The 16754-nt window shown below is 67.3% G+C and carries 25 protein-coding genes; 24 read left to right on the forward strand and 1 reads right to left on the reverse strand.

The genetic code is table 11. The features are described 5' to 3' along the window. Nucleotides 1-1141 (reverse strand): PIG-L family deacetylase (locus G3I19_RS16830; RefSeq protein ID WP_239074445.1); only part of this gene is annotated, 1141 nt, incomplete at its 3' end. Nucleotides 1142-1870: 729 nt separating this feature from the next. On the opposite strand from G3I19_RS16830, the gene gdhA reads away from it, so the two are divergent. The 24 genes from gdhA (at nt 1871) to rplR (ending at nt 16720) form a co-directional block, all read left to right on the forward strand. Continuing rightward, the gene (gene gdhA, locus G3I19_RS16835) at nt 1871-3235 is read left to right on the forward strand and encodes an NADP-specific glutamate dehydrogenase (RefSeq protein WP_164264436.1); all 1365 of its coding nucleotides are present in this window, start codon (nt 1871-1873) and stop codon (nt 3233-3235) included. A 240-nt stretch (nt 3236-3475) separates the two neighbouring features. Further along, nucleotides 3476-3805, forward strand: a complete 330-nt coding sequence (locus G3I19_RS16840) for a hypothetical protein (protein WP_164264437.1) — start codon at nt 3476-3478, stop codon at nt 3803-3805. Further along, the gene (locus tag G3I19_RS16845) at nt 3802-5232 is read left to right on the forward strand and encodes a hypothetical protein (RefSeq protein ID WP_164264438.1); all 1431 of its coding nucleotides are present in this window, start codon (nt 3802-3804) and stop codon (nt 5230-5232) included. The genes G3I19_RS16840 and G3I19_RS16845 overlap by 4 nt, the downstream gene beginning before the upstream one ends. Before the next feature lie 31 nt (nt 5233-5263). Next, on the forward strand, nt 5264-6616 hold the full coding sequence (locus G3I19_RS16850) for a hypothetical protein (protein WP_164264439.1): 1353 nt from the start codon (nt 5264-5266) through the stop codon (nt 6614-6616). Continuing rightward, the gene (locus G3I19_RS16855; RefSeq protein WP_164264440.1) at nt 6613-7245 is read left to right on the forward strand and encodes a hypothetical protein; all 633 of its coding nucleotides are present in this window, start codon (nt 6613-6615) and stop codon (nt 7243-7245) included. Before G3I19_RS16850 ends, G3I19_RS16855 begins: the two co-directional genes overlap by 4 nt. A 6-nt stretch (nt 7246-7251) precedes the next feature. Then, on the forward strand, nt 7252-7839 hold the full coding sequence (locus G3I19_RS16860; protein ID WP_164264441.1) for a hypothetical protein: 588 nt from the start codon (nt 7252-7254) through the stop codon (nt 7837-7839). A 461-nt stretch (nt 7840-8300) separates the two neighbouring features. Beyond that, nucleotides 8301-8609 carry a 30S ribosomal protein S10 gene (rpsJ, locus tag G3I19_RS16865; protein ID WP_003948644.1) on the forward strand — a complete coding sequence of 103 codons (309 nt, stop codon included), beginning with the start codon at nt 8301-8303 and terminating at the stop codon, nt 8607-8609. 13 nt (nt 8610-8622) lie between these two features. Then, the gene (gene rplC / locus G3I19_RS16870) at nt 8623-9267 is read left to right on the forward strand and encodes a 50S ribosomal protein L3 (RefSeq protein WP_164264442.1); all 645 of its coding nucleotides are present in this window, start codon (nt 8623-8625) and stop codon (nt 9265-9267) included. Between the two features lie 7 nt (nt 9268-9274). Next, entirely contained in the window at nt 9275-9928 is a 654-nt protein-coding gene (gene rplD, locus G3I19_RS16875) for a 50S ribosomal protein L4 (RefSeq protein WP_164264443.1), read from the forward strand. Continuing rightward, entirely contained in the window at nt 9928-10251 is a 324-nt protein-coding gene (gene rplW / locus G3I19_RS16880; RefSeq protein WP_164264444.1) for a 50S ribosomal protein L23, read from the forward strand. The genes rplD and rplW overlap by 1 nt, the downstream gene beginning before the upstream one ends. Before the next feature lie 39 nt (nt 10252-10290). Next, on the forward strand, nt 10291-11127 hold the full coding sequence (gene rplB, locus G3I19_RS16885; protein ID WP_164264445.1) for a 50S ribosomal protein L2: 837 nt from the start codon (nt 10291-10293) through the stop codon (nt 11125-11127). A gap of 12 nt (nt 11128-11139) precedes the next feature. Further along, the gene (gene rpsS / locus G3I19_RS16890; RefSeq protein ID WP_164264446.1) at nt 11140-11421 is read left to right on the forward strand and encodes a 30S ribosomal protein S19; all 282 of its coding nucleotides are present in this window, start codon (nt 11140-11142) and stop codon (nt 11419-11421) included. Nucleotides 11422-11462: 41 nt separating this feature from the next. Beyond that, nucleotides 11463-11810 carry a 50S ribosomal protein L22 gene (gene rplV / locus G3I19_RS16895; RefSeq protein WP_006604878.1) on the forward strand — a complete coding sequence of 116 codons (348 nt, stop codon included), beginning with the start codon at nt 11463-11465 and terminating at the stop codon, nt 11808-11810. Continuing rightward, nucleotides 11810-12655: a 30S ribosomal protein S3 gene (gene rpsC / locus G3I19_RS16900; RefSeq protein WP_164264447.1), complete on the forward strand. Its 846-nt coding sequence runs from the start codon at nt 11810-11812 to the stop codon at nt 12653-12655. Before rplV ends, rpsC begins: the two co-directional genes overlap by 1 nt. A gap of 5 nt (nt 12656-12660) precedes the next feature. Then, on the forward strand, nt 12661-13080 hold the full coding sequence (gene rplP / locus G3I19_RS16905; protein WP_164264448.1) for a 50S ribosomal protein L16: 420 nt from the start codon (nt 12661-12663) through the stop codon (nt 13078-13080). Then, nucleotides 13080-13304 carry a 50S ribosomal protein L29 gene (gene rpmC / locus G3I19_RS16910; protein ID WP_028812369.1) on the forward strand — a complete coding sequence of 75 codons (225 nt, stop codon included), beginning with the start codon at nt 13080-13082 and terminating at the stop codon, nt 13302-13304. Before rplP ends, rpmC begins: the two co-directional genes overlap by 1 nt. Then, a complete protein-coding gene (gene rpsQ / locus G3I19_RS16915) occupies nt 13304-13588 on the forward strand; it encodes a 30S ribosomal protein S17 (RefSeq protein WP_164264449.1) in 285 nt (94 codons plus the stop codon). Before rpmC ends, rpsQ begins: the two co-directional genes overlap by 1 nt. A 109-nt stretch (nt 13589-13697) precedes the next feature. Then, nucleotides 13698-14066, forward strand: a complete 369-nt coding sequence (gene rplN, locus G3I19_RS16920; RefSeq protein ID WP_003966950.1) for a 50S ribosomal protein L14 — start codon at nt 13698-13700, stop codon at nt 14064-14066. Nucleotides 14067-14068: 2 nt separating this feature from the next. Continuing rightward, the gene (gene rplX, locus G3I19_RS16925) at nt 14069-14392 is read left to right on the forward strand and encodes a 50S ribosomal protein L24 (RefSeq protein ID WP_164264450.1); all 324 of its coding nucleotides are present in this window, start codon (nt 14069-14071) and stop codon (nt 14390-14392) included. Beyond that, nucleotides 14392-14949, forward strand: coding sequence for a 50S ribosomal protein L5 (gene rplE, locus G3I19_RS16930; RefSeq protein ID WP_164264451.1), 558 nt, complete (start codon nt 14392-14394; stop codon nt 14947-14949). The genes rplX and rplE overlap by 1 nt, the downstream gene beginning before the upstream one ends. 2 nt (nt 14950-14951) lie before the next feature. Continuing rightward, complete coding sequence (locus tag G3I19_RS16935; RefSeq protein WP_024491590.1) at nt 14952-15137, forward strand: type Z 30S ribosomal protein S14; 186 nt, start codon at nt 14952-14954, stop codon at nt 15135-15137. 236 nt (nt 15138-15373) lie between these two features. Then, the gene (rpsH, locus tag G3I19_RS16945) at nt 15374-15772 is read left to right on the forward strand and encodes a 30S ribosomal protein S8 (RefSeq protein ID WP_164264452.1); all 399 of its coding nucleotides are present in this window, start codon (nt 15374-15376) and stop codon (nt 15770-15772) included. 21 nt (nt 15773-15793) lie between these two features. Next, on the forward strand, nt 15794-16333 hold the full coding sequence (rplF, locus tag G3I19_RS16950; protein ID WP_164264453.1) for a 50S ribosomal protein L6: 540 nt from the start codon (nt 15794-15796) through the stop codon (nt 16331-16333). Between the two features lie 3 nt (nt 16334-16336). Next, nucleotides 16337-16720 carry a 50S ribosomal protein L18 gene (gene rplR / locus G3I19_RS16955; RefSeq protein ID WP_164264454.1) on the forward strand — a complete coding sequence of 128 codons (384 nt, stop codon included), beginning with the start codon at nt 16337-16339 and terminating at the stop codon, nt 16718-16720. Nucleotides 16721-16754: the final 34 nt, after the last annotated feature.

Consider the following 16754-nt stretch of genomic DNA (forward strand, 5'->3'; position numbering starts at 1 on the left):
GCTGCCGGCCGTCCGTGAGCGCGGCCGCGCCGAGCGTGGGGGCCAGCGGCCCGCCGCCCAGGTCGCGCGGCGGCCCCCACTGCCCGCTGCCCGGCGCCGTCTCGCGCCAGCGCACCGCGCGCAGGCCGAGCACCCCGTACCCGACGAGGCGCCCGTCCTGCCCGGCGGCCAGCACGGGGCGCGGGCCCGGATAGCGGTAGTGGGTGGAGCGGACCCACCCCTTCTTGTTGGTCAGCGGTCGGCCGACCCCCACGTTGTAGTCGCCGCAGCCGCCCGGATTCCCGCAGTTCCAGGCCTCGTTGCCGCCGTACGGGAGCAGGTTCGCGGCCTTCTGGGCGAGCACCTTCGGCGACAGGTTCTTCGGCCAGTGGCGGTTGTAGTAGCCCCGGTAGGCGGTGGCGACGAACGCCGGCACCTCGCCCTTGCCCTGTGTCGCCTCCGCAACCCAGCGGATCATCGCCGCCCAGCTGAAGGAGGCGGTGGCGGTGTGGTCCGCGTGGTCGGAGTAGCCGACCTGCTCGCTGTCCTTGCGGCGGACCGCGTTCGGGCTGTGCTGGATGTCCGGGTCGGGGTCGAGGGTGTGGATCACGGTCGGGCGGTACTGCGCCATCAGGCCGGTGAGCACGTCGACCAGCTGGTCGTACGTGTACGCGTCCGTCTCCTGGAGCGGGGATCCCTCGGCCACCACGGTCCGCAGGCTGAGCCCCCGGTCGGTCCAGAGGGACGGCAGGCCAAGCCGCCCGTGGGAGGTGTGCATGGCCGTGTTCAGGAAGACCAGCTCGACCCGGCGGGCGCCCCGCACCAGGGTGTTGACCTCGGCACGGTGGCCGCCGCGGAGCGTGACGACGTCCTTCCGCCACGGGGTGAACGGCGGCAGACCCAGCTGCACCGCGTACGCCTGCCGCAGCCCCTGGTGGCGGGCCGACGAATAGGCGGGCTTGTCGGGGACGGGGCGGGGCTGACCTGCGATGACGTTGATGCCGGTGGCCTCACCCGCGGTGACGTACACACAGACCAGGGGCGTACCGGAGTCCAGCATCCGCTGGGTGTCCGGATTCATGAAGTACATGTCGTCGTCGGGATGGGCCAGTATCTGCATGAGCCGGTCGTGCCTGGCTATGGATATCGCCTTGCCCGGCATCGGGTCGGCGGCACTGGTGGTGCGGCGCGGCGACGCGGGTACGGAGCAGGCGCTGAGCGCGGCGGACGCGGCAGCCGTACCCAGCCCGGCGAGCACGAACCGACGGGAGGAACCGGACCCCGGGTGCACGGGGCCCGGCCCCTCGGGTATCCGCCCGCTCGGTATCGGTTCCCTCGGTACCGGCCCGCTCGGTATCGGTCCGTTCGGTACCGGCCCGCTCGGTATCGGCCCGCTCGGTACCGGCCCGTTCGGTACCGGTTCCTGCGGGACCCGCCCGCCCGGTACCGGCCCCTGCGCTGTCCGCCCCCGCGCTGACCACCGCCGCACTCTCCACCCCTGCGATATCCCCATGTCAGGCGCTCCGTCCGCTCCCCTGCACGGGCCCTCCCGTGCTCTCCCGGACTGCTTGACGGGGTTCTCGGACCCGAGGTTGCCTCCGCGGCCGGAAGCCGTTACGGGAGGTGAGAGCGGGAGGGCATGGCCACTCGCGCGACGGCTGAACAACTCGACGGACCCGACGACTGAGCGAACGGATCCGCGGGAAATGGTCGGACATACCTTTCGTCACCGCCCTCGGCCCACCCCCGTCCGACCGCCCGGCGTCTCAATAACCGGACGGAATGGCACAGGCGTTCTCGCCGGGGCGATTGTCGAGGGGAGACACTGGGGCCGACGGCCGCCCGCCGCACACGGGCGGCCGCCGACTGCGCCCGACCTGAAGGGACACCTGTGACACCGCCAACCACGAGTTCTTCGAAGGACAAGCTCGCTGCGCTGCGCGCCGAGATCGAGCACCGCAACCCGGCCCAGCCGGAGTTCCACCAGGCAGTTCACGAAGTGCTGGAGAGCCTGGCGCCGGTGCTGGCCGTGCGTGAGGACTACGCGCAGGCGAGCCTGGTGGAGCGTCTCTGCGAACCCGAGCGGCAGATCATCTTCCGCGTGCCCTGGCAGGACGACCGGGGGCGCGTCCACGTCAACCGCGGCTTCCGGGTCGAGTTCAACAGCGCCCTCGGCCCCTACAAGGGCGGCCTGCGCTTCCACTCATCGGTGAACCTGGGCATCGTGAAGTTCCTGGGCTTCGAACAGGTCTTCAAGAACGCGCTGACCGGTCTCGGCATCGGCGGCGGCAAGGGCGGCAGCGACTTCGACCCGCACGGCCGCTCCGACTCCGAGGTCATGCGCTTCTGCCAGTCCTTCATGACGGAACTGCACCGCCACATCGGCGCGCACACCGACGTGCCCGCCGGTGACATCGGCGTCGGCGGCCGGGAGATCGGCTATCTCTTCGGCCAGTACCGACGCATCACCAACCGCTGGGAGTCCGGTGTTCTCACCGGCAAGGGCCCCTCCTGGGGCGGCTCGGCGATCCGCCCCGAGGCGACCGGATACGGGAACGTCTACTTCGCCGCCGAGATGCTGCGCCGCCGCGGCGAGGACGTACAGGGCCAGACCGCCGTGGTCTCCGGCTCGGGCAACGTCGCGATCTACACCATCGAGAAGCTCAAGGCCCTCGGGGCCAACGCCCTGACCTGCTCGGACTCCGGTGGCTACGTCATCGACGACAAGGGCATCGACGTCGACCTCCTCAAGCAGGTCAAGGAGGTCGAGCGCCTGCGCATCAGCGAGTACGCGGAGCGCCGCGGCGCCTCCGCCCGCTACATCAGCGGCGGCAGCGTCTGGGACGTCCCCGCCGACATCGCCCTGCCCTCGGCCACCCAGAACGAACTCGACGCCGACGCGGCGGCGACCCTCGTACGCAACGGCGTCAAGGCCGTGTCCGAGGGCGCCAACATGCCCGCCACCCTGGAGGCCGTCGACGTCCTCCACGAGGCGGGAGTCGCCTTCGGCCCCGGCAAGGCGGCCAACGCGGGCGGAGTCGCGGTCAGCGCCCTGGAGATGCAGCAGAACGCGGCCCGCGACACCTGGACACCCGGGCGCGTCGAGGACGAACTCCTGCAGATCATGCGCGACATCCACCACACCTGCTACGAGACCGCCGAGCGCTACGGCGCGCCCGGAAACTACGTGACCGGCGCCAACATCGCCGGCTTCGAACGCGTCGCGGACGCGATGCTGGCCCAGGGCGTCATCTAGAGACCCGCTGACTGAAACCAGAGGACTGGCCCGGCTCCGGGTGGAGCGGGGCCAGTCCGGCTCCGGGAGCCGATCGCGCAGGGCCGCCTCAGCCCCCGAAGGTTGCGCTGCGCCTCAGTGATGATGTGTGCTGTTTTCCGCACCGGCAGTAACCGGGTCGTCCGATGTGTTTCACATCTCTGAGGAGTGACTCAGCTGCCGGAACGGCGGGGCAGCGACATGGACCGAGGGGGAGTCGGCGTGAGCGACCAAGTGGCGGACATCGAGCGGATCAAGGAATGCGCGCAGGCACTCAAGCGCATCCACGACACCTTCGAGAAACGGAGCGACCCCTCGCAGGGATACGGCGTGGGTGACCTCGGTTCGCAGAAGCTGCTCGACGCGTTCGACGATTTCGGCAGCAACTGGAAGATCCACCGCAAGAAGCTCGCGGAAGAGTTGCAGACCCTGTACGGGATCACCAAGACGGCAGCCGAGTCCTACGTGAAGATCGACCACGAGCTCGCGGAAGCGCTCCGGGGCACGGACAAGAAACCCAAGAAGCCCGCAGGACGGACGGCTGGGAAATGACCGCGAACCGTCCGGCTGCCCACCGCTGGGAAGTCCTCGGCGAGTCCTCCGACCCGATACCCGGGGATCCGGAAGAAGTGGCAGGGCTCGGCCGGCAACTCCGGAAGACCGCCGACGCCATCGAGAAGGAAGCCCGCGAGATCAAGGCGCTCGCCTCTGTCGAGAACTGGCAGGGCAAGGCCGCCACGAAGTTCCGGGGTTCGGCCGACGGCGCAGGGGACAAGCTGCGCAAGGCGTTCAAGCGCTACGACGTGGCTTCCCGGGCCCTGGGGACCAAGGTTGTCGATGGGGTGTGCAGCAAGGAGTACGCGTCCGAACTGCACCGGGCACAGCAGATGGCCGACAAGGCCCTTACGGACGCGGAGAGCGCCCAGGGTGGCATGGACTCCGCGCAGCACTCGCTCGATGCCCAGCCGAAGGACACACCCGACGACGACCCGGCCACCCGCAAGCTCAAGCACCACAAGGAGCAGGCGTCGTCCGCGCTGTCGGCTGCCAAGGACGCCCTGGATGCTGCCAAGGGGGTTCGTGACGCAGCGGCGAAGTCGGCTGCGGACGCGATCCATCACGTCATCGAGCACGACGGGCTCAAGGACGGCTGGACCGACAAGTTCAAGAACTGGGTCCACGAGAACGCCGGCTGGCTCACCGAGATCTCCAAATGGGCGGGCCGGATCGCTCTATGGGCGGGAGTGGCAGCCCTCGCGCTCGGCTGGATCCCGGTCATCGGGCAGGCCATCGCCGCCGTCGCCAACGTCATCGCCCTGGCGGCAAGCGTGGTGGCCCTGGCGACCGACCTTGTACTGGCCCTGGGGGGCGAGGGCAGCTGGAAGGCAGTGTTCCTGGATGCGGTCGGTGTCGCCACCTTCGGTATCGGGCGCGCGGCCATGTCGGGTGCGAAGGGGGCGGCGGCCGGAAGCAAGGCGCTGGCGCGCAGCGGCCTGTTCAAGAACGCGGTGGCTTCGGGCATGAAGACCAACAAGGCGTGGAACCTGGCCAATCGAGGCACTCAGGGGGCGCTTCGCGGTAAATCTGCCGCTAAGGCGCTGGCGGCCGCACCGAAGGGGCGTCTGCCCAGCTGGAGCAACGTCAAGGAAGGCTTCAGCCCGGTTTCGATGTACCGGGACACTGTCGACGGTGTGAAGTCGGTCAAAAACGCCTTCTCCGGCCAGGCGTGGCGCGACGGTGTGAAGAGCGTCGCGGCACCGCGGTCGGCGGGGACTCTGGACCCGGATCTGGCCAGGACCGCGGCAGACCTCAAGGGCATTGCCCCTGCCGCACTGAAAATGCCTGCTGTTGCCTCGTCCGTGGGCAACTTCACCGGTCAGGCCAATGTCTGGGCGGGCAGCACCGCTACCGGAGTCGTCGCCGGGGCTGAGGGGGCGTACGGCACCGTGACTTCCCTCTATGACAAGGTCACTGGTTGATGCCGACTCCGCCCCCGATCTGGGAAATCCCATGAACACCGGCTTGCTCCGGACGACAGCCGCTCCCGCAGAACCCGCTCTCAGGCCCGTGGCCCAGCGGGGCCCGGGCCTTGAGCTCTGCTACCGGTCCCGACTCTTCCTGGACAGGGGCGAGTTGGTCCTGCGCAGGCGTTCCGGGGACCGCCGGTTCGCGGTCGGGGGTACGGACGGGATCGCCCGCGCGGTCTTTGTCGATGCCGTCGGGCCGGACCTGGCGGGACGGATGGGATCACCGCTGCCCGGCTCCTGGGGCAGGATCCAGTTCCAGAACGGCGACGGCCGGCTGATCGGCTACCTCGATCTGGACGACTGGCTGCCCGAGTCGGGCGAGCTGCCGAAGGGGGCGGTCAGCGGTGAGCAGCTGCTGGCCCGTACCGGGATGTCCGCGCTGCTGACCGCCGCCGGGATCGCGCTGCACACGGTGCGGGACCAGAGCGACCCATCGGTGGCGAGCACCGATTCCTCCCGCTCGGGCCTCTCGATGGGGCCGGGTAGCTCCTTTCCTTACTGGTACTGGGGTGTACGGCTGGCCGCAGGAGCCGTCTGGTTCGCCACTTTCACTGTCATTCTCTTCTCAGGCAGCCGCGCGCCCTGGCCGATCCTGGTGTCCGCGGTCGCGGCTGTGCTGGCCCCCGTGGCCAGGCTGGTACTGCGGCTGTGGACGTGTGTACGGATGCGGCGGTACTCGCCCGGGGTCCAAGCCAAAATCTCTCCCCACCCCTCGGGAGACGCGACGATCCGGTTCCGGCGGGACACCGAACTGCGGGTCCAGGACCGTGATCTCGTACTGCGTGATCTGTCAGGGCAGGAAATCTGGCTGCCGCGCGGCGGGCCACATCGAGTGGCATCACTGGTCCGGATACTCGACCACACCGGACACCCACTGGGCGCCGAACTGCGCGGCTCCGACGGGCAGGTCCGTGCGGTGCTGCCCTGGGGGCCGTGGTTCGGTGGTCGTGGGGGCGGCAGTGCCTGGTCGGAACTCCAACGAGCGGCCGGGCTCACGGCCGGCGACCACCGGCTGAGCCGCCGGGCCTCGTGGCCCAAGAAATTCTTCGCAGCCGGGCTGGGAGTTCTTCCGCCCACAGCAGCCGAAGCGCGCAGGGTCTCCCGCTTCCCCGGCACGATCGCTGGTATGTCCTCGACGGCCTTCATCATCATCAGCTCGCTGATCGCGGTGGCCCAGGGCGTATGGATCTCCGACACCCACCCCACCGCAGGCGATACAGCGGCCTTGCTCGGAGCTCTCGGCTGCTTCCTGCAGGCAGCTCCCTATGTGGTGCATCAGCTGGACAGCCGCCTGCGGCTCGACCGGCCCGTACGGAGTGAGAAGGGCGCGTCATGACCGATCCGGACCAGCAGCACACAGATCTGGACGGGGAGCCGGCGTCCGCCGCCCCTGCCGACTATCGGCTGCTGCTTCCCGACGGCTGGTTCCGTATCGCGCTGGAACCCGATAAGCGCGACAGTTCGGTCGCGGCGCTCGTGGAGCGGCAGTTCGACGGGGTCGACAATGCACCGCACCTCAAAGCGGAACTCCGGAAGGACCTGTTGCGCCGGGCAGCCAAGGCGTACCGCAACGGCGGGATAGAGCTCTATCTGAGCCTTCAGCAGGCCGGGCCCTTCACCATCCCGGCCTCGCTCCTGGTGACACTCGCCCCTTTGAAGCACCGGGAACCGCTGCCGTTGGACGTGCTCGCACGGTCCCTCGCCGAGAACGGCCCGACCGGCCAGGAGGTCGGCATCGGCGAGCTGTCGTCGGGGCCCGCGGTCCGGGTACGTAAACAGGTCGAACAGCCCGGTGACGGTTCCGGCGATACCGCCCGCTTCTCCACGTCCGTGGAATACCACCTTCCAGTGCCGCGGGCGGCGGCGTTCCTGCTGCTGGACTTCTCGACCCCCCTGGAGCCACTGGCTGACGCGATGGCCGGTCTGTTCGACGCCATTGCTGACTCACTGTGCTGGACGGAGTGACCGCAGATGCTGATCGATCTGACAAACCTCGGCCTGGAGTGCTCGGAGGACTGGGTGCCTTTTCCCGTCACCGACATGGACCTCGACTACTGGGCGACGGAGGAGGCTCGGAACCTCACTGAGCGTTACGAGCGGGACGGTAAGCAGGCCGACACCGCGCGACTGAAGCAGAGCCTCAAGCGTGCCGCGACGGACAGCCGTACGCGGACACCGGTGGGTGCCTTCGGCTGGTACCTCAGTGGCGAGCATGAGGTTGTCGCCATTCTTGAGATCGATGCGATCCTTCCGGACGACACAGTCCCGGACGTGACTCTCGACTGGCTCGCTGGGTGTATGCGGGCGGGTGATTTCGGGGAGCCGGATGTCCGGTACGTGCGACTGCCGCTCGGAGAGGCCGTCCGTATCAGGGAGAACATGGCCGGTGAGCGCAAGTGGCGCTTCGGTGCCCGTCCGGTGATCCGGGCGCTCACCTACGGAGTGCGTCCGCCGGACACAGAGGGGTTGCTCACCATGCATGTCTCATGGACTGAGCCGGTGGTCGACGAACCGCTCGAGCAGATCGTCGACGGGATCGCCGGGACGCTGTCCCTCTGAGCGACGCCGGGGGAACGCCCCGGCGGACCGCCCCGCCCGGCCCCACCCGGTGGCCCCCGTCCGGCCGTGGGAGTGCTGGGGTACAGTCTCCGGCCGCGATTGGCGTCCGTGGTGACCCGTATGGCAGACTATCGGGGTTGCTCGGTTGAGTGCCGATGCTGCGCGCCTCCCGTCGGGAGGACTGGAAGCAAGTCCCACAGTACTCGTCGCCCCAACTGCCGTAAGGCAGCGCTGAGGCGGACGTACGGGAATCTTCCGGGAAGCGTCAGCGGGGTGCCGACCAGGCGCCCGGTGGGTGTTCGTCCCCCGGCTCGCGGTCACTGGCCCGCACCCCTTGGTTGGGAAATCCTTCGGGAGATCTTCGTAGAGGGAATGCGACACGCCCGACCGCGTGGGTCGGAGGCGGATGCAGGACCCGCCGGGTCCCAGAGCGTTACGAGAGACAGGACTACTGAGTAGCCATGGCGGGACAGAAGATCCGCATCCGGCTCAAGGCCTACGACCACGAGGTCATCGACTCTTCGGCAAAGAAGATCGTCGAGACGGTGACGCGAACTGGTGCGTCGGTCGCAGGCCCGGTGCCGCTGCCCACTGAGAAGAACGTGTACTGCGTCATCAAGTCGCCGCACAAGTACAAGGACTCGCGCGAGCACTTCGAGATGCGCACGCACAAGCGCCTCATCGACATTCTCGACCCCACGCCGAAGACGGTCGACTCGCTCATGCGCCTCGACCTGCCGGCGGGCGTCGACATCGAGATCAAGCTCTGAGGTGACGCGCGAGATGACTAAGAACATCAAGGGCGTCCTGGGCGAGAAGCTCGGCATGACCCAGGTCTGGGACGAGAACAACCGGGTTGTCCCGGTGACCGTCGTCAAGGCCGGGCCGTGCGTCGTGACGCAGGTCCGTACGAACGACAGCGACGGCTACGAGTCGGTCCAGATCGCCTTCGGCGAGATCGACCCTCGCAAGGTGAACAAGCCCCTCAAGGGTCACTTCGCCAAGGCCGACGTGACTCCGCGCCGCCACCTGGTGGAGCTCCGCACCCCTGACGCCAGCGAGTACACGCTGGGCCAGGAGATCACCGCCCAGGTGTTCGAGTCCGGCATCAAGGTTGATGTCACGGGCAAGAGCAAGGGCAAGGGCTTCGCCGGTGTCATGAAGCGCCACAACTTCAAGGGTGGCAAGGCTTCCCACGGTGCCCACCGCGTGCACCGTAAGCCTGGCTCCATCGGTGGCTGTGCCACCCCGGGCCGTGTCTTCAAGGGCATGCGCATGGCGGGCCGCATGGGCAACGAGCGGGTCACCACCCAGAACCTGACCGTCCACGCCGTTGACGCGGAGAAGGGTCTGCTGCTCATCAAGGGCGCGGTCCCCGGTCCGAACGGCGGCCTCGTCCTGGTCCGTACCGCGGCCAAGGGGGCTTGAGGAACCGATGAGCACCATTGACATCCTTTCGCCGGCAGGCGACAAGGCCGGGACCGTCGAACTCCCCTCGGAGATCTTCGACGCCAAGATCAGCATCCCGCTGATCCACCAGGTCGTTGTCGCACAGCTGGCCGCGGCCCGTCAGGGCACGCACAAGACCAAGCGTCGCGGCGAAGTCCGCGGTGGCGGTAAGAAGCCTTACCGCCAGAAGGGCACCGGCCGCGCGCGCCAGGGTTCGACCCGTGCGCCGCAGTTCGCCGGCGGTGGCGTCGTCCACGGCCCGCAGCCGCGTGACTACTCGCAGCGCACCCCGAAGAAGATGAAGGTCGCCGCCCTGCGCGGTGCCCTCACCGACCGGGCGCAGAACGCTCGCGTCCACGTCGTCTCCGGCGTGGTCGAGGGCGCTGCCTCCACGAAGGCCGCGAAGTCCCTGCTGGGCAAGGTCAGCGAGCGCAAGCACGTGCTCCTGGTCGCCGAGCGCTCGGACGAGGCCGCGTGGCTGTCCGCCCGCAACCTGCCCCAGGTGCACCTCCTGGAGCCGGGCCAGCTGAACACGTACGACGTGCTCGTATCCGATGACGTGGTCTTCACCAAGGCCGCCTTCGAGTCCTTCGTGTCTGGCCCCAAGGCCACCACTGAGACCGAAGGGAGCGACGTCTGATGGCTGAGACGACCGTTACCAGCAAGACCTTCACGGACCCGCGCGACGTCCTCGTCAAGCCGGTTGTTTCCGAGAAGAGCTACGCGCTGCTCGACGAGAACAAGTACACGTTCATCGTCGCGCCGGGCTCCAACAAGACCCAGATCAAGCAGGCCGTGGAAGCGGTCTTCTCGGTCAAGGTCACCGGAGTCAACACGATCAACCGCCAGGGCAAGCGCAAGCGCACCCGCACCGGGTTCGGAAAGCGCGCTGACACCAAGCGCGCCATTGTGACCCTTGCCGAGGGCGACCGTATCGACATCTTCGGCGGCCCGGTCTCCTAACGGAGTCCGAGTCGTCCGGAATCGGACGAGGACTGAGAAATGGGTATCCGCAAGTACAAGCCGACGACCCCGGGCCGTCGTGGCTCCAGCGTCGCCGACTTTGTCGAGATCACGCGGTCCACGCCGGAGAAGTCGCTGGTTCGCCCTCTGCACAGCAAGGGCGGCCGTAACAACACCGGCCGGATCACCGTTCGCCACCAGGGTGGCGGACACAAGCGCGCCTTCCGCGTGATCGACTTCCGTCGTCACGACAAGGACGGCGTGCCGGCCAAGGTCGCGCACATCGAGTACGACCCGAACCGCACCGCGCGCATCGCGCTGCTCCACTACGCGGACGGCGAGAAGCGCTACATCCTCGCCCCGGCCAAGCTGGGCCAGGGCGACCGGGTGGAGAACGGCGCAGGTGCCGACATCAAGCCGGGCAACAACCTGCCGCTGCGCAACATCCCGGTCGGTACGACCATCCACGCCATCGAGATGCGTCCCGGTGGCGGAGCGAAGATCGCCCGTTCCGCGGGTGCTTCGGTCCAGCTGCTCGCGAAGGAAGGCGCCATGGCGCACCTTCGTATGCCGTCGGGCGAGGTCCGCCTGGTCGACATCCGCTGCCGCGCCACCATCGGCGAGGTCGGCAATGCCGAGCAGTCGAACATCAACTGGGGCAAGGCCGGCCGTATGCGCTGGAAGGGCGTCCGCCCGTCCGTCCGCGGTGTCGCGATGAACCCGGTCGACCACCCGCACGGTGGTGGTGAGGGCAAGACCTCCGGTGGTCGCCACCCGGTCAGCCCGTGGGGTCAGAAGGAGGGTCGTACTCGCTCGCCGAAGAAGGCTTCGAGCAAGTACATCGTCCGCCGCCGCAAGACGAACAAGAAGCGCTAGGAGCGGGTTTAGATGCCGCGCAGTCTCAAGAAGGGGCCTTTCGTCGACGGACACCTTGTCAAGAAGGTGGACGTACAGAACGAAGCAGGCACCAAGAACGTCATCAAGACCTGGTCCCGGCGCTCGATGATCATCCCGGACATGCTGGGACACACCATCGCGGTGCACAACGGCAAGATCCACGTCCCGGTGTTCGTCACCGAGTCGATGGTCGGCCACAAGCTCGGCGAGTTTGCGCCGACCCGCACCTTCCGCGGCCACGTCAAGGACGACCGCAAGTCGAAGCGCCGCTAAGGCGGGGTGCGAAGACTATGAACGACACCGAAGGGACAACCATGGAAGCCAGGGCCCAGGCGCGGTACATCCGCGTCACGCCCATGAAGGCCCGCCGCGTGGTGGACCTTATCCGTGGCATGGATGCCACGGAGGCTCAGGCGGTCCTGCGTTTCGCCCCGCAGGCCGCGAGCGTGCCGGTTGGCAAGGTGCTTGACAGCGCCATCGCCAACGCTGCACACAATTACGACCACACCGACGCCGGCAGCCTCGTCATCTCCGAGGCGTACGTCGACGAGGGCCCGACCCTGAAGCGGTTCCGTCCGCGCGCCCAGGGCCGTGCCTACCGGATCCGCAAGCGGACCAGCCACATCACCGTGGTCGTCAGCAGCAAGGAAGGAACCCGGTAATGGGCCAGAAGGTTAACCCGCACGGGTTCCGACTCGGCATTACCACGGACTTCAAGTCCCGTTGGTACGCCGACAAGCTGTACAAGGACTACGTCAAGGAAGACGTCGCCATTCGTCGCATGATGACGAAGGGCATGGAGCGCGCCGGCATCTCGAAGGTTGAGATCGAGCGCACCCGCGACCGCGTCCGCGTCGACATCCACACCGCTCGTCCGGGCATCGTCATCGGCCGCCGCGGCGCCGAGGCCGACCGCATCCGCGGCGAGCTGGAGAAGCTGACCGGCAAGCAGGTCCAGCTCAACATCCTCGAGGTCAAGAACCCCGAGGTGGACGCTCAGCTGGTGGCCCAGGCCGTCGCCGAGCAGCTCTCCTCGCGTGTCTCCTTCCGTCGCGCCATGCGTAAGAGCATGCAGTCGACGATGAAGGCCGGCGCCAAGGGCATCAAGATCCAGTGCGGTGGCCGTCTCGGCGGCGCCGAGATGTCCCGTTCGGAGTTCTACCGCGAGGGCCGTGTGCCGCTGCACACGCTCCGCGCGAACGTGGACTACGGCTTCTTCGAGGCCAAGACGACCTTCGGCCGTATCGGCGTGAAGGTCTGGATCTACAAGGGCAATGTCAAGAACATCGCCGAGGTCCGTGCCGAGAACGCCGCGGCCCGTGCGGGTAACCGCCCGGCCCGTGGTGGCGGCAGTGACCGTCCGGCAGCCGGCGGCCGTGGTGGCCGTGGCGGCGAGCGTGGCGGCCGCGGCCGCAAGCCGCAGCAGACCGCGCCGGCAGCCGAGGCCCCCAAGGCCGAGGCTCCCGCCGCAGCTGCTCCGGCTGAGAGCACTGGAACGGAGGCCTGACCGACATGCTGATCCCTCGTAGGGTCAAGCACCGCAAGCAGCACCACCCCAAGCGCAGTGGTATGGCGAAGGGTGGCACTGAGGTCGCATTCGGTGAGTACGGCATCCAGGCTCTGACGCCGGCGTACGTGACGAACCGCCAGATCGAGGCTGCTCGTATCGCGATGACCCGCCACATCAAGCGTGGCGGCAAGGTCTGGATCAACATCTACCCGGACCGTCCGCTCACCAAGAAGCCCGCCGAGACCCGCATGGGTTCCGGTAAGGGCTCCCCGGAGTGGTGGATCGCGAACGTCAAGCCCGGCCGGGTGATGTTCGAGCTGTCCTACCCGAACGAGAAGGTCGCTAAGGAGGCGCTGACCCGCGCCGCCCACAAGCTTCCGATGAAGTGCCGCATCGTGCGGCGCGAGGCAGGTGAGTCGTGATGGCGGCCGGTACCAAGGCGACCGAGCTGCGCGAGCTGAACGACGAGGACCTCGTCGCCAAGCTGCGTGAGGCCAAGGAAGAGCTGTTCAACCTCCGCTTCCAGGCGGCGACCGGACAGCTCGAGAACCACGGTCGGCTCAAGTCCGTCCGTAAGGACATCGCCCGGATCTACACCCTGATGCGTGAGCGCGAGCTGGGCATCGAGACGGTGGAGAGCGCCTGATGAGCGAGAAGAATGTGACTGAGACGACTGAGCAGCGCGGTTTCCGCAAGACCCGTGAGGGTCTCGTCGTCAGCGACAAGATGGACAAGACCGTCGTCGTCGCTGTCGAGGACCGCGTCAAGCACGCGCTGTACGGCAAGGTCATCCGCCGTACGAACAAGCTCAAGGCGCACGACGAGTCCAACGCCGCCGGTGTCGGCGACCGCGTCGTCATCATGGAGACGCGGCCGCTCTCGGCGACGAAGCGCTGGCGCATCGTCGAGATCCTCGAGAAGGCCAAGTAAGAATCCCTGAGCTCATCGCTCAGGTCAGTTCCGCCAGGCTCGGCGGGGGATCCGCGCAGTTCAGCTGTGCGGCCCCCGCCGGGAACCGGCAGACGATCAGGAGACAGACGTGATCCAGCAGGAGTCGCGACTTCGTGTCGCCGACAACACGGGTGCGAAGGAAATTCTCACCATTCGTGTTCTCGGTGGCTCGGGTCGCCGCTACGCGGGTATCGGTGACGTAATCGTCGCCACCGTCAAGGACGCGATCCCCGGTGGCAACGTGAAGAAGGGTGACGTCGTCAAGGCCGTCATCGTTCGCACCGTCAAGGAGCGTCGTCGTCAGGACGGCTCGTACATCCGCTTCGACGAGAACGCCGCCGTCATTCTCAAGAACGACGGCGACCCCCGCGGCACCCGTATCTTCGGCCCGGTGGGCCGTGAGCTGCGCGAGAAGAAGTTCATGAAGATCATCTCGCTCGCGCCGGAGGTGCTGTAAGCATGAAGATCAAGAAGGGCGACCTGGTTCAGGTCATCACCGGTAAGGACCGCGGCAAGCAGGGCAAGGTCATCGTTGCCTACCCCACGCAGAACCGTGTCCTCGTCGAGGGTGTCAACCGGGTCAAGAAGCACACCAAGGCCGGCCAGACCGCTCGTGGTTCGCAGACCGGTGGCATCGTGACGACCGAAGCCCCTGTCCACGTCAGCAACGTTCAGCTGGTGGTGGAGAAGGACGGCAAGAAGGTCGTCACCCGCGTCGGCTACCGCTTTGACGACGAGGGCAACAAGATCCGCGTTGCCAAGCGGACCGGTGAGGACATCTGATGACTGCCACCACTGCGCCGCGTCTCAAGACGCGCTACCGCGAGGAAATCGCCGGCAAGCTGCGTGAGGAGTTCTCGTACGAGAACGTCATGCAGATCCCCGGTCTCGTCAAGATCGTGGTCAACATGGGTGTGGGCGACGCCGCCCGCGACTCCAAGCTGATCGACGGTGCCATCAAGGACCTCACCACGATCACCGGTCAGAAGCCGGCCGTCACCAAGGCCCGCAAGTCGATCGCGCAGTTCAAGCTGCGCGAGGGGCAGCCGATCGGCTGCCACGTCACCCTCCGCGGTGACCGGATGTGGGAGTTCCTGGACCGTACGCTGTCGCTCGCGCTTCCGCGTATCCGCGACTTCCGCGGTCTGTCGCCGAAGCAGTTCGACGGCCGTGGCAACTACACCTTCGGTCTCACGGAGCAGGTCATGTTCCACGAGATCGACCAGGACAAGATCGACCGGGTCCGGGGCATGGACATCACCGTGGTCACCACGGCGACCAATGACGACGAGGGTCGTGCCCTCCTTCGTCACCTCGGCTTCCCGTTCAAGGAGAACTGACCGTGGCGAAGAAGTCCCTGATCGCTAAGGCCGCCCGCAAGCCGAAGTTCGGCGTCCGCGGGTACACCCGCTGCCAGCGCTGCGGCCGGCCCCACTCCGTCTACCGCAAGTTCGGCCTGTGCCGTGTGTGCCTTCGTGAGATGGCCCACCGCGGCGAGCTGCCGGGCGTGACCAAGAGCTCCTGGTAATTCCCTTTCCGGGAATTATCCGAGGCTCTCGGTAAGCATCAGGTCGGCAGAAGCCCTCCTCCGTATGCCGTAGGCTTGCGGGGTTGGGCCTCTGCCGCCCGACCGCCCGCGGGCAAAGCCCGCTGACAAAACGCTTACTACGCCGTAGGTCCCCGCACCGCACCCGTCCCGCCACTGAGCGGGGAGAGGGATGGCGCATACAGGAAACCCCGGCGAGAGAGGCCGAAGGCCAATTCATGACCATGACTGATCCCATCGCAGACATGCTCACGCGTCTGCGTAACGCAAACTCGGCGTACCACGACTCCGTCGTGATGCCGCACAGCAAGATCAAGTCGCACATCGCGGAGATCCTCCAGCAGGAGGGCTTCATCACCGGCTGGAAGACCGAGGACGCCGAGGTCGGCAAGAACCTCGTTCTCGAGCTGAAGTTCGGCCCGAACCGCGAGCGCTCGATCGCCGGCATCAAGCGGATTTCGAAGCCGGGTCTGCGTGTTTACGCGAAGTCCACCAATCTGCCGAAGGTTCTCGGCGGCCTGGGCGTGGCGATCATCTCCACGTCCCACGGTCTCCTGACCGGCCAGCAGGCCAGCAAGAAGGGCGTAGGTGGGGAAGTCCTCGCCTACGTCTGGTAGTCGGGAACGGAGGAAAAGCTCATGTCGCGAATCGGCAAGCTCCCCATCCAGGTTCCCGCCGGTGTGGACGTCACCATCGATGGCCGCACGGTCGCGGTGAAGGGACCCAAGGGTTCCCTCTCGCACACCGTCGCGTCGCCGATCGAGGTCACCAAGGGCGAGGACGGCGTGCTCAACGTCGTCCGTCCTAACGACGAGCGTCAGAACAAGGCCCTTCACGGCCTGTCCCGCACGCTGGTGGCGAACATGATCACCGGCGTGACCACGGGATACACCAAGGCGCTCGAAATCAGCGGTGTCGGTTACCGCGTCCAGGCGAAGGGCTCCAACCTGGAGTTCGCCCTGGGCTACAGCCACCCGATCGTCGTTGAGGCCCCCGAGGGCATCACCTTCAAGGTCGAGTCGCCCACGAAGCTCAGCGTCGAGGGCATCGACAAGCAGAAGGTCGGCGAGGTCGCCGCTAACATCCGCAAGCTGCGGAAGCCCGACCCGTACAAGGCCAAGGGCGTCAAGTACGCCGGCGAGGTTATCCGCCGCAAGGTCGGAAAGGCGGGTAAGTAAGCCATGGCATACGGTGTAAAGATCGCCAAGGGTGACGCGTACAAGCGCGCTGCCATCAAGCGCCGCCACGTCCGTGTCCGCAAGCACGTCTCCGGCACGCCGGAGCGTCCGCGCCTGGTCGTGACGCGCTCCAACCGCAACATCGTTGCGCAGGTCATCGACGACATCGCGGGCCACACGCTCGCTTCGGCGTCGACCCTGGACACCTCGATCCGCGGTGGCGAGGGCGACAAGAGCGCCCAGGCACAGCAGGTCGGCGCGCTCGTCGCCGAGCGTGCGAAGGCCGCGGGTGTCGAGGCTGTCGTGTTCGACCGTGGTGGCAACAGGTACGCCGGGCGCATTGCCGCTCTGGCTGACGCCGCCCGCGAAGCCGGGCTGAAGTTCTAAGCCCCGGTTCCGGGACTAACGGACGTAACAGAGA

The sequence above is a fragment of the Streptomyces sp. SID10853 genome (assembly GCF_010548145.1).
Taxonomy (GTDB): domain Bacteria; phylum Actinomycetota; class Actinomycetes; order Streptomycetales; family Streptomycetaceae; genus Streptomyces.

Coding starts and splice junctions, on each gene's coding strand:
- G3I19_RS16845 (WP_164264438.1), top strand. CDS start 3,802: ATGACCGCGAACCGTCCGGCTGCCCACCGCTGGGAAGTCCTCGGCGAG.
- G3I19_RS16850 (WP_164264439.1), top strand. CDS start 5,264: ATGAACACCGGCTTGCTCCGGACGACAGCCGCTCCCGCAGAACCCGCT.
- G3I19_RS16855 (WP_164264440.1), top strand. CDS start 6,613: ATGACCGATCCGGACCAGCAGCACACAGATCTGGACGGGGAGCCGGCG.
- G3I19_RS16860 (WP_164264441.1), top strand. CDS start 7,252: ATGCTGATCGATCTGACAAACCTCGGCCTGGAGTGCTCGGAGGACTGG.
- rpsJ (WP_003948644.1), top strand. CDS start 8,301: ATGGCGGGACAGAAGATCCGCATCCGGCTCAAGGCCTACGACCACGAG.
- rplC (WP_164264442.1), top strand. CDS start 8,623: ATGACTAAGAACATCAAGGGCGTCCTGGGCGAGAAGCTCGGCATGACC.
- rplD (WP_164264443.1), top strand. CDS start 9,275: ATGAGCACCATTGACATCCTTTCGCCGGCAGGCGACAAGGCCGGGACC.
- rplW (WP_164264444.1), top strand. CDS start 9,928: ATGGCTGAGACGACCGTTACCAGCAAGACCTTCACGGACCCGCGCGAC.
- rplB (WP_164264445.1), top strand. CDS start 10,291: ATGGGTATCCGCAAGTACAAGCCGACGACCCCGGGCCGTCGTGGCTCC.
- rpsS (WP_164264446.1), top strand. CDS start 11,140: ATGCCGCGCAGTCTCAAGAAGGGGCCTTTCGTCGACGGACACCTTGTC.
- rplV (WP_006604878.1), top strand. CDS start 11,463: ATGGAAGCCAGGGCCCAGGCGCGGTACATCCGCGTCACGCCCATGAAG.
- rpsC (WP_164264447.1), top strand. CDS start 11,810: ATGGGCCAGAAGGTTAACCCGCACGGGTTCCGACTCGGCATTACCACG.
- rplP (WP_164264448.1), top strand. CDS start 12,661: ATGCTGATCCCTCGTAGGGTCAAGCACCGCAAGCAGCACCACCCCAAG.
- rpmC (WP_028812369.1), top strand. CDS start 13,080: ATGGCGGCCGGTACCAAGGCGACCGAGCTGCGCGAGCTGAACGACGAG.
- rpsQ (WP_164264449.1), top strand. CDS start 13,304: ATGAGCGAGAAGAATGTGACTGAGACGACTGAGCAGCGCGGTTTCCGC.
- rplX (WP_164264450.1), top strand. CDS start 14,069: ATGAAGATCAAGAAGGGCGACCTGGTTCAGGTCATCACCGGTAAGGAC.
- rplE (WP_164264451.1), top strand. CDS start 14,392: ATGACTGCCACCACTGCGCCGCGTCTCAAGACGCGCTACCGCGAGGAA.
- rpsH (WP_164264452.1), top strand. CDS start 15,374: ATGACCATGACTGATCCCATCGCAGACATGCTCACGCGTCTGCGTAAC.
- rplF (WP_164264453.1), top strand. CDS start 15,794: ATGTCGCGAATCGGCAAGCTCCCCATCCAGGTTCCCGCCGGTGTGGAC.
- rplR (WP_164264454.1), top strand. CDS start 16,337: ATGGCATACGGTGTAAAGATCGCCAAGGGTGACGCGTACAAGCGCGCT.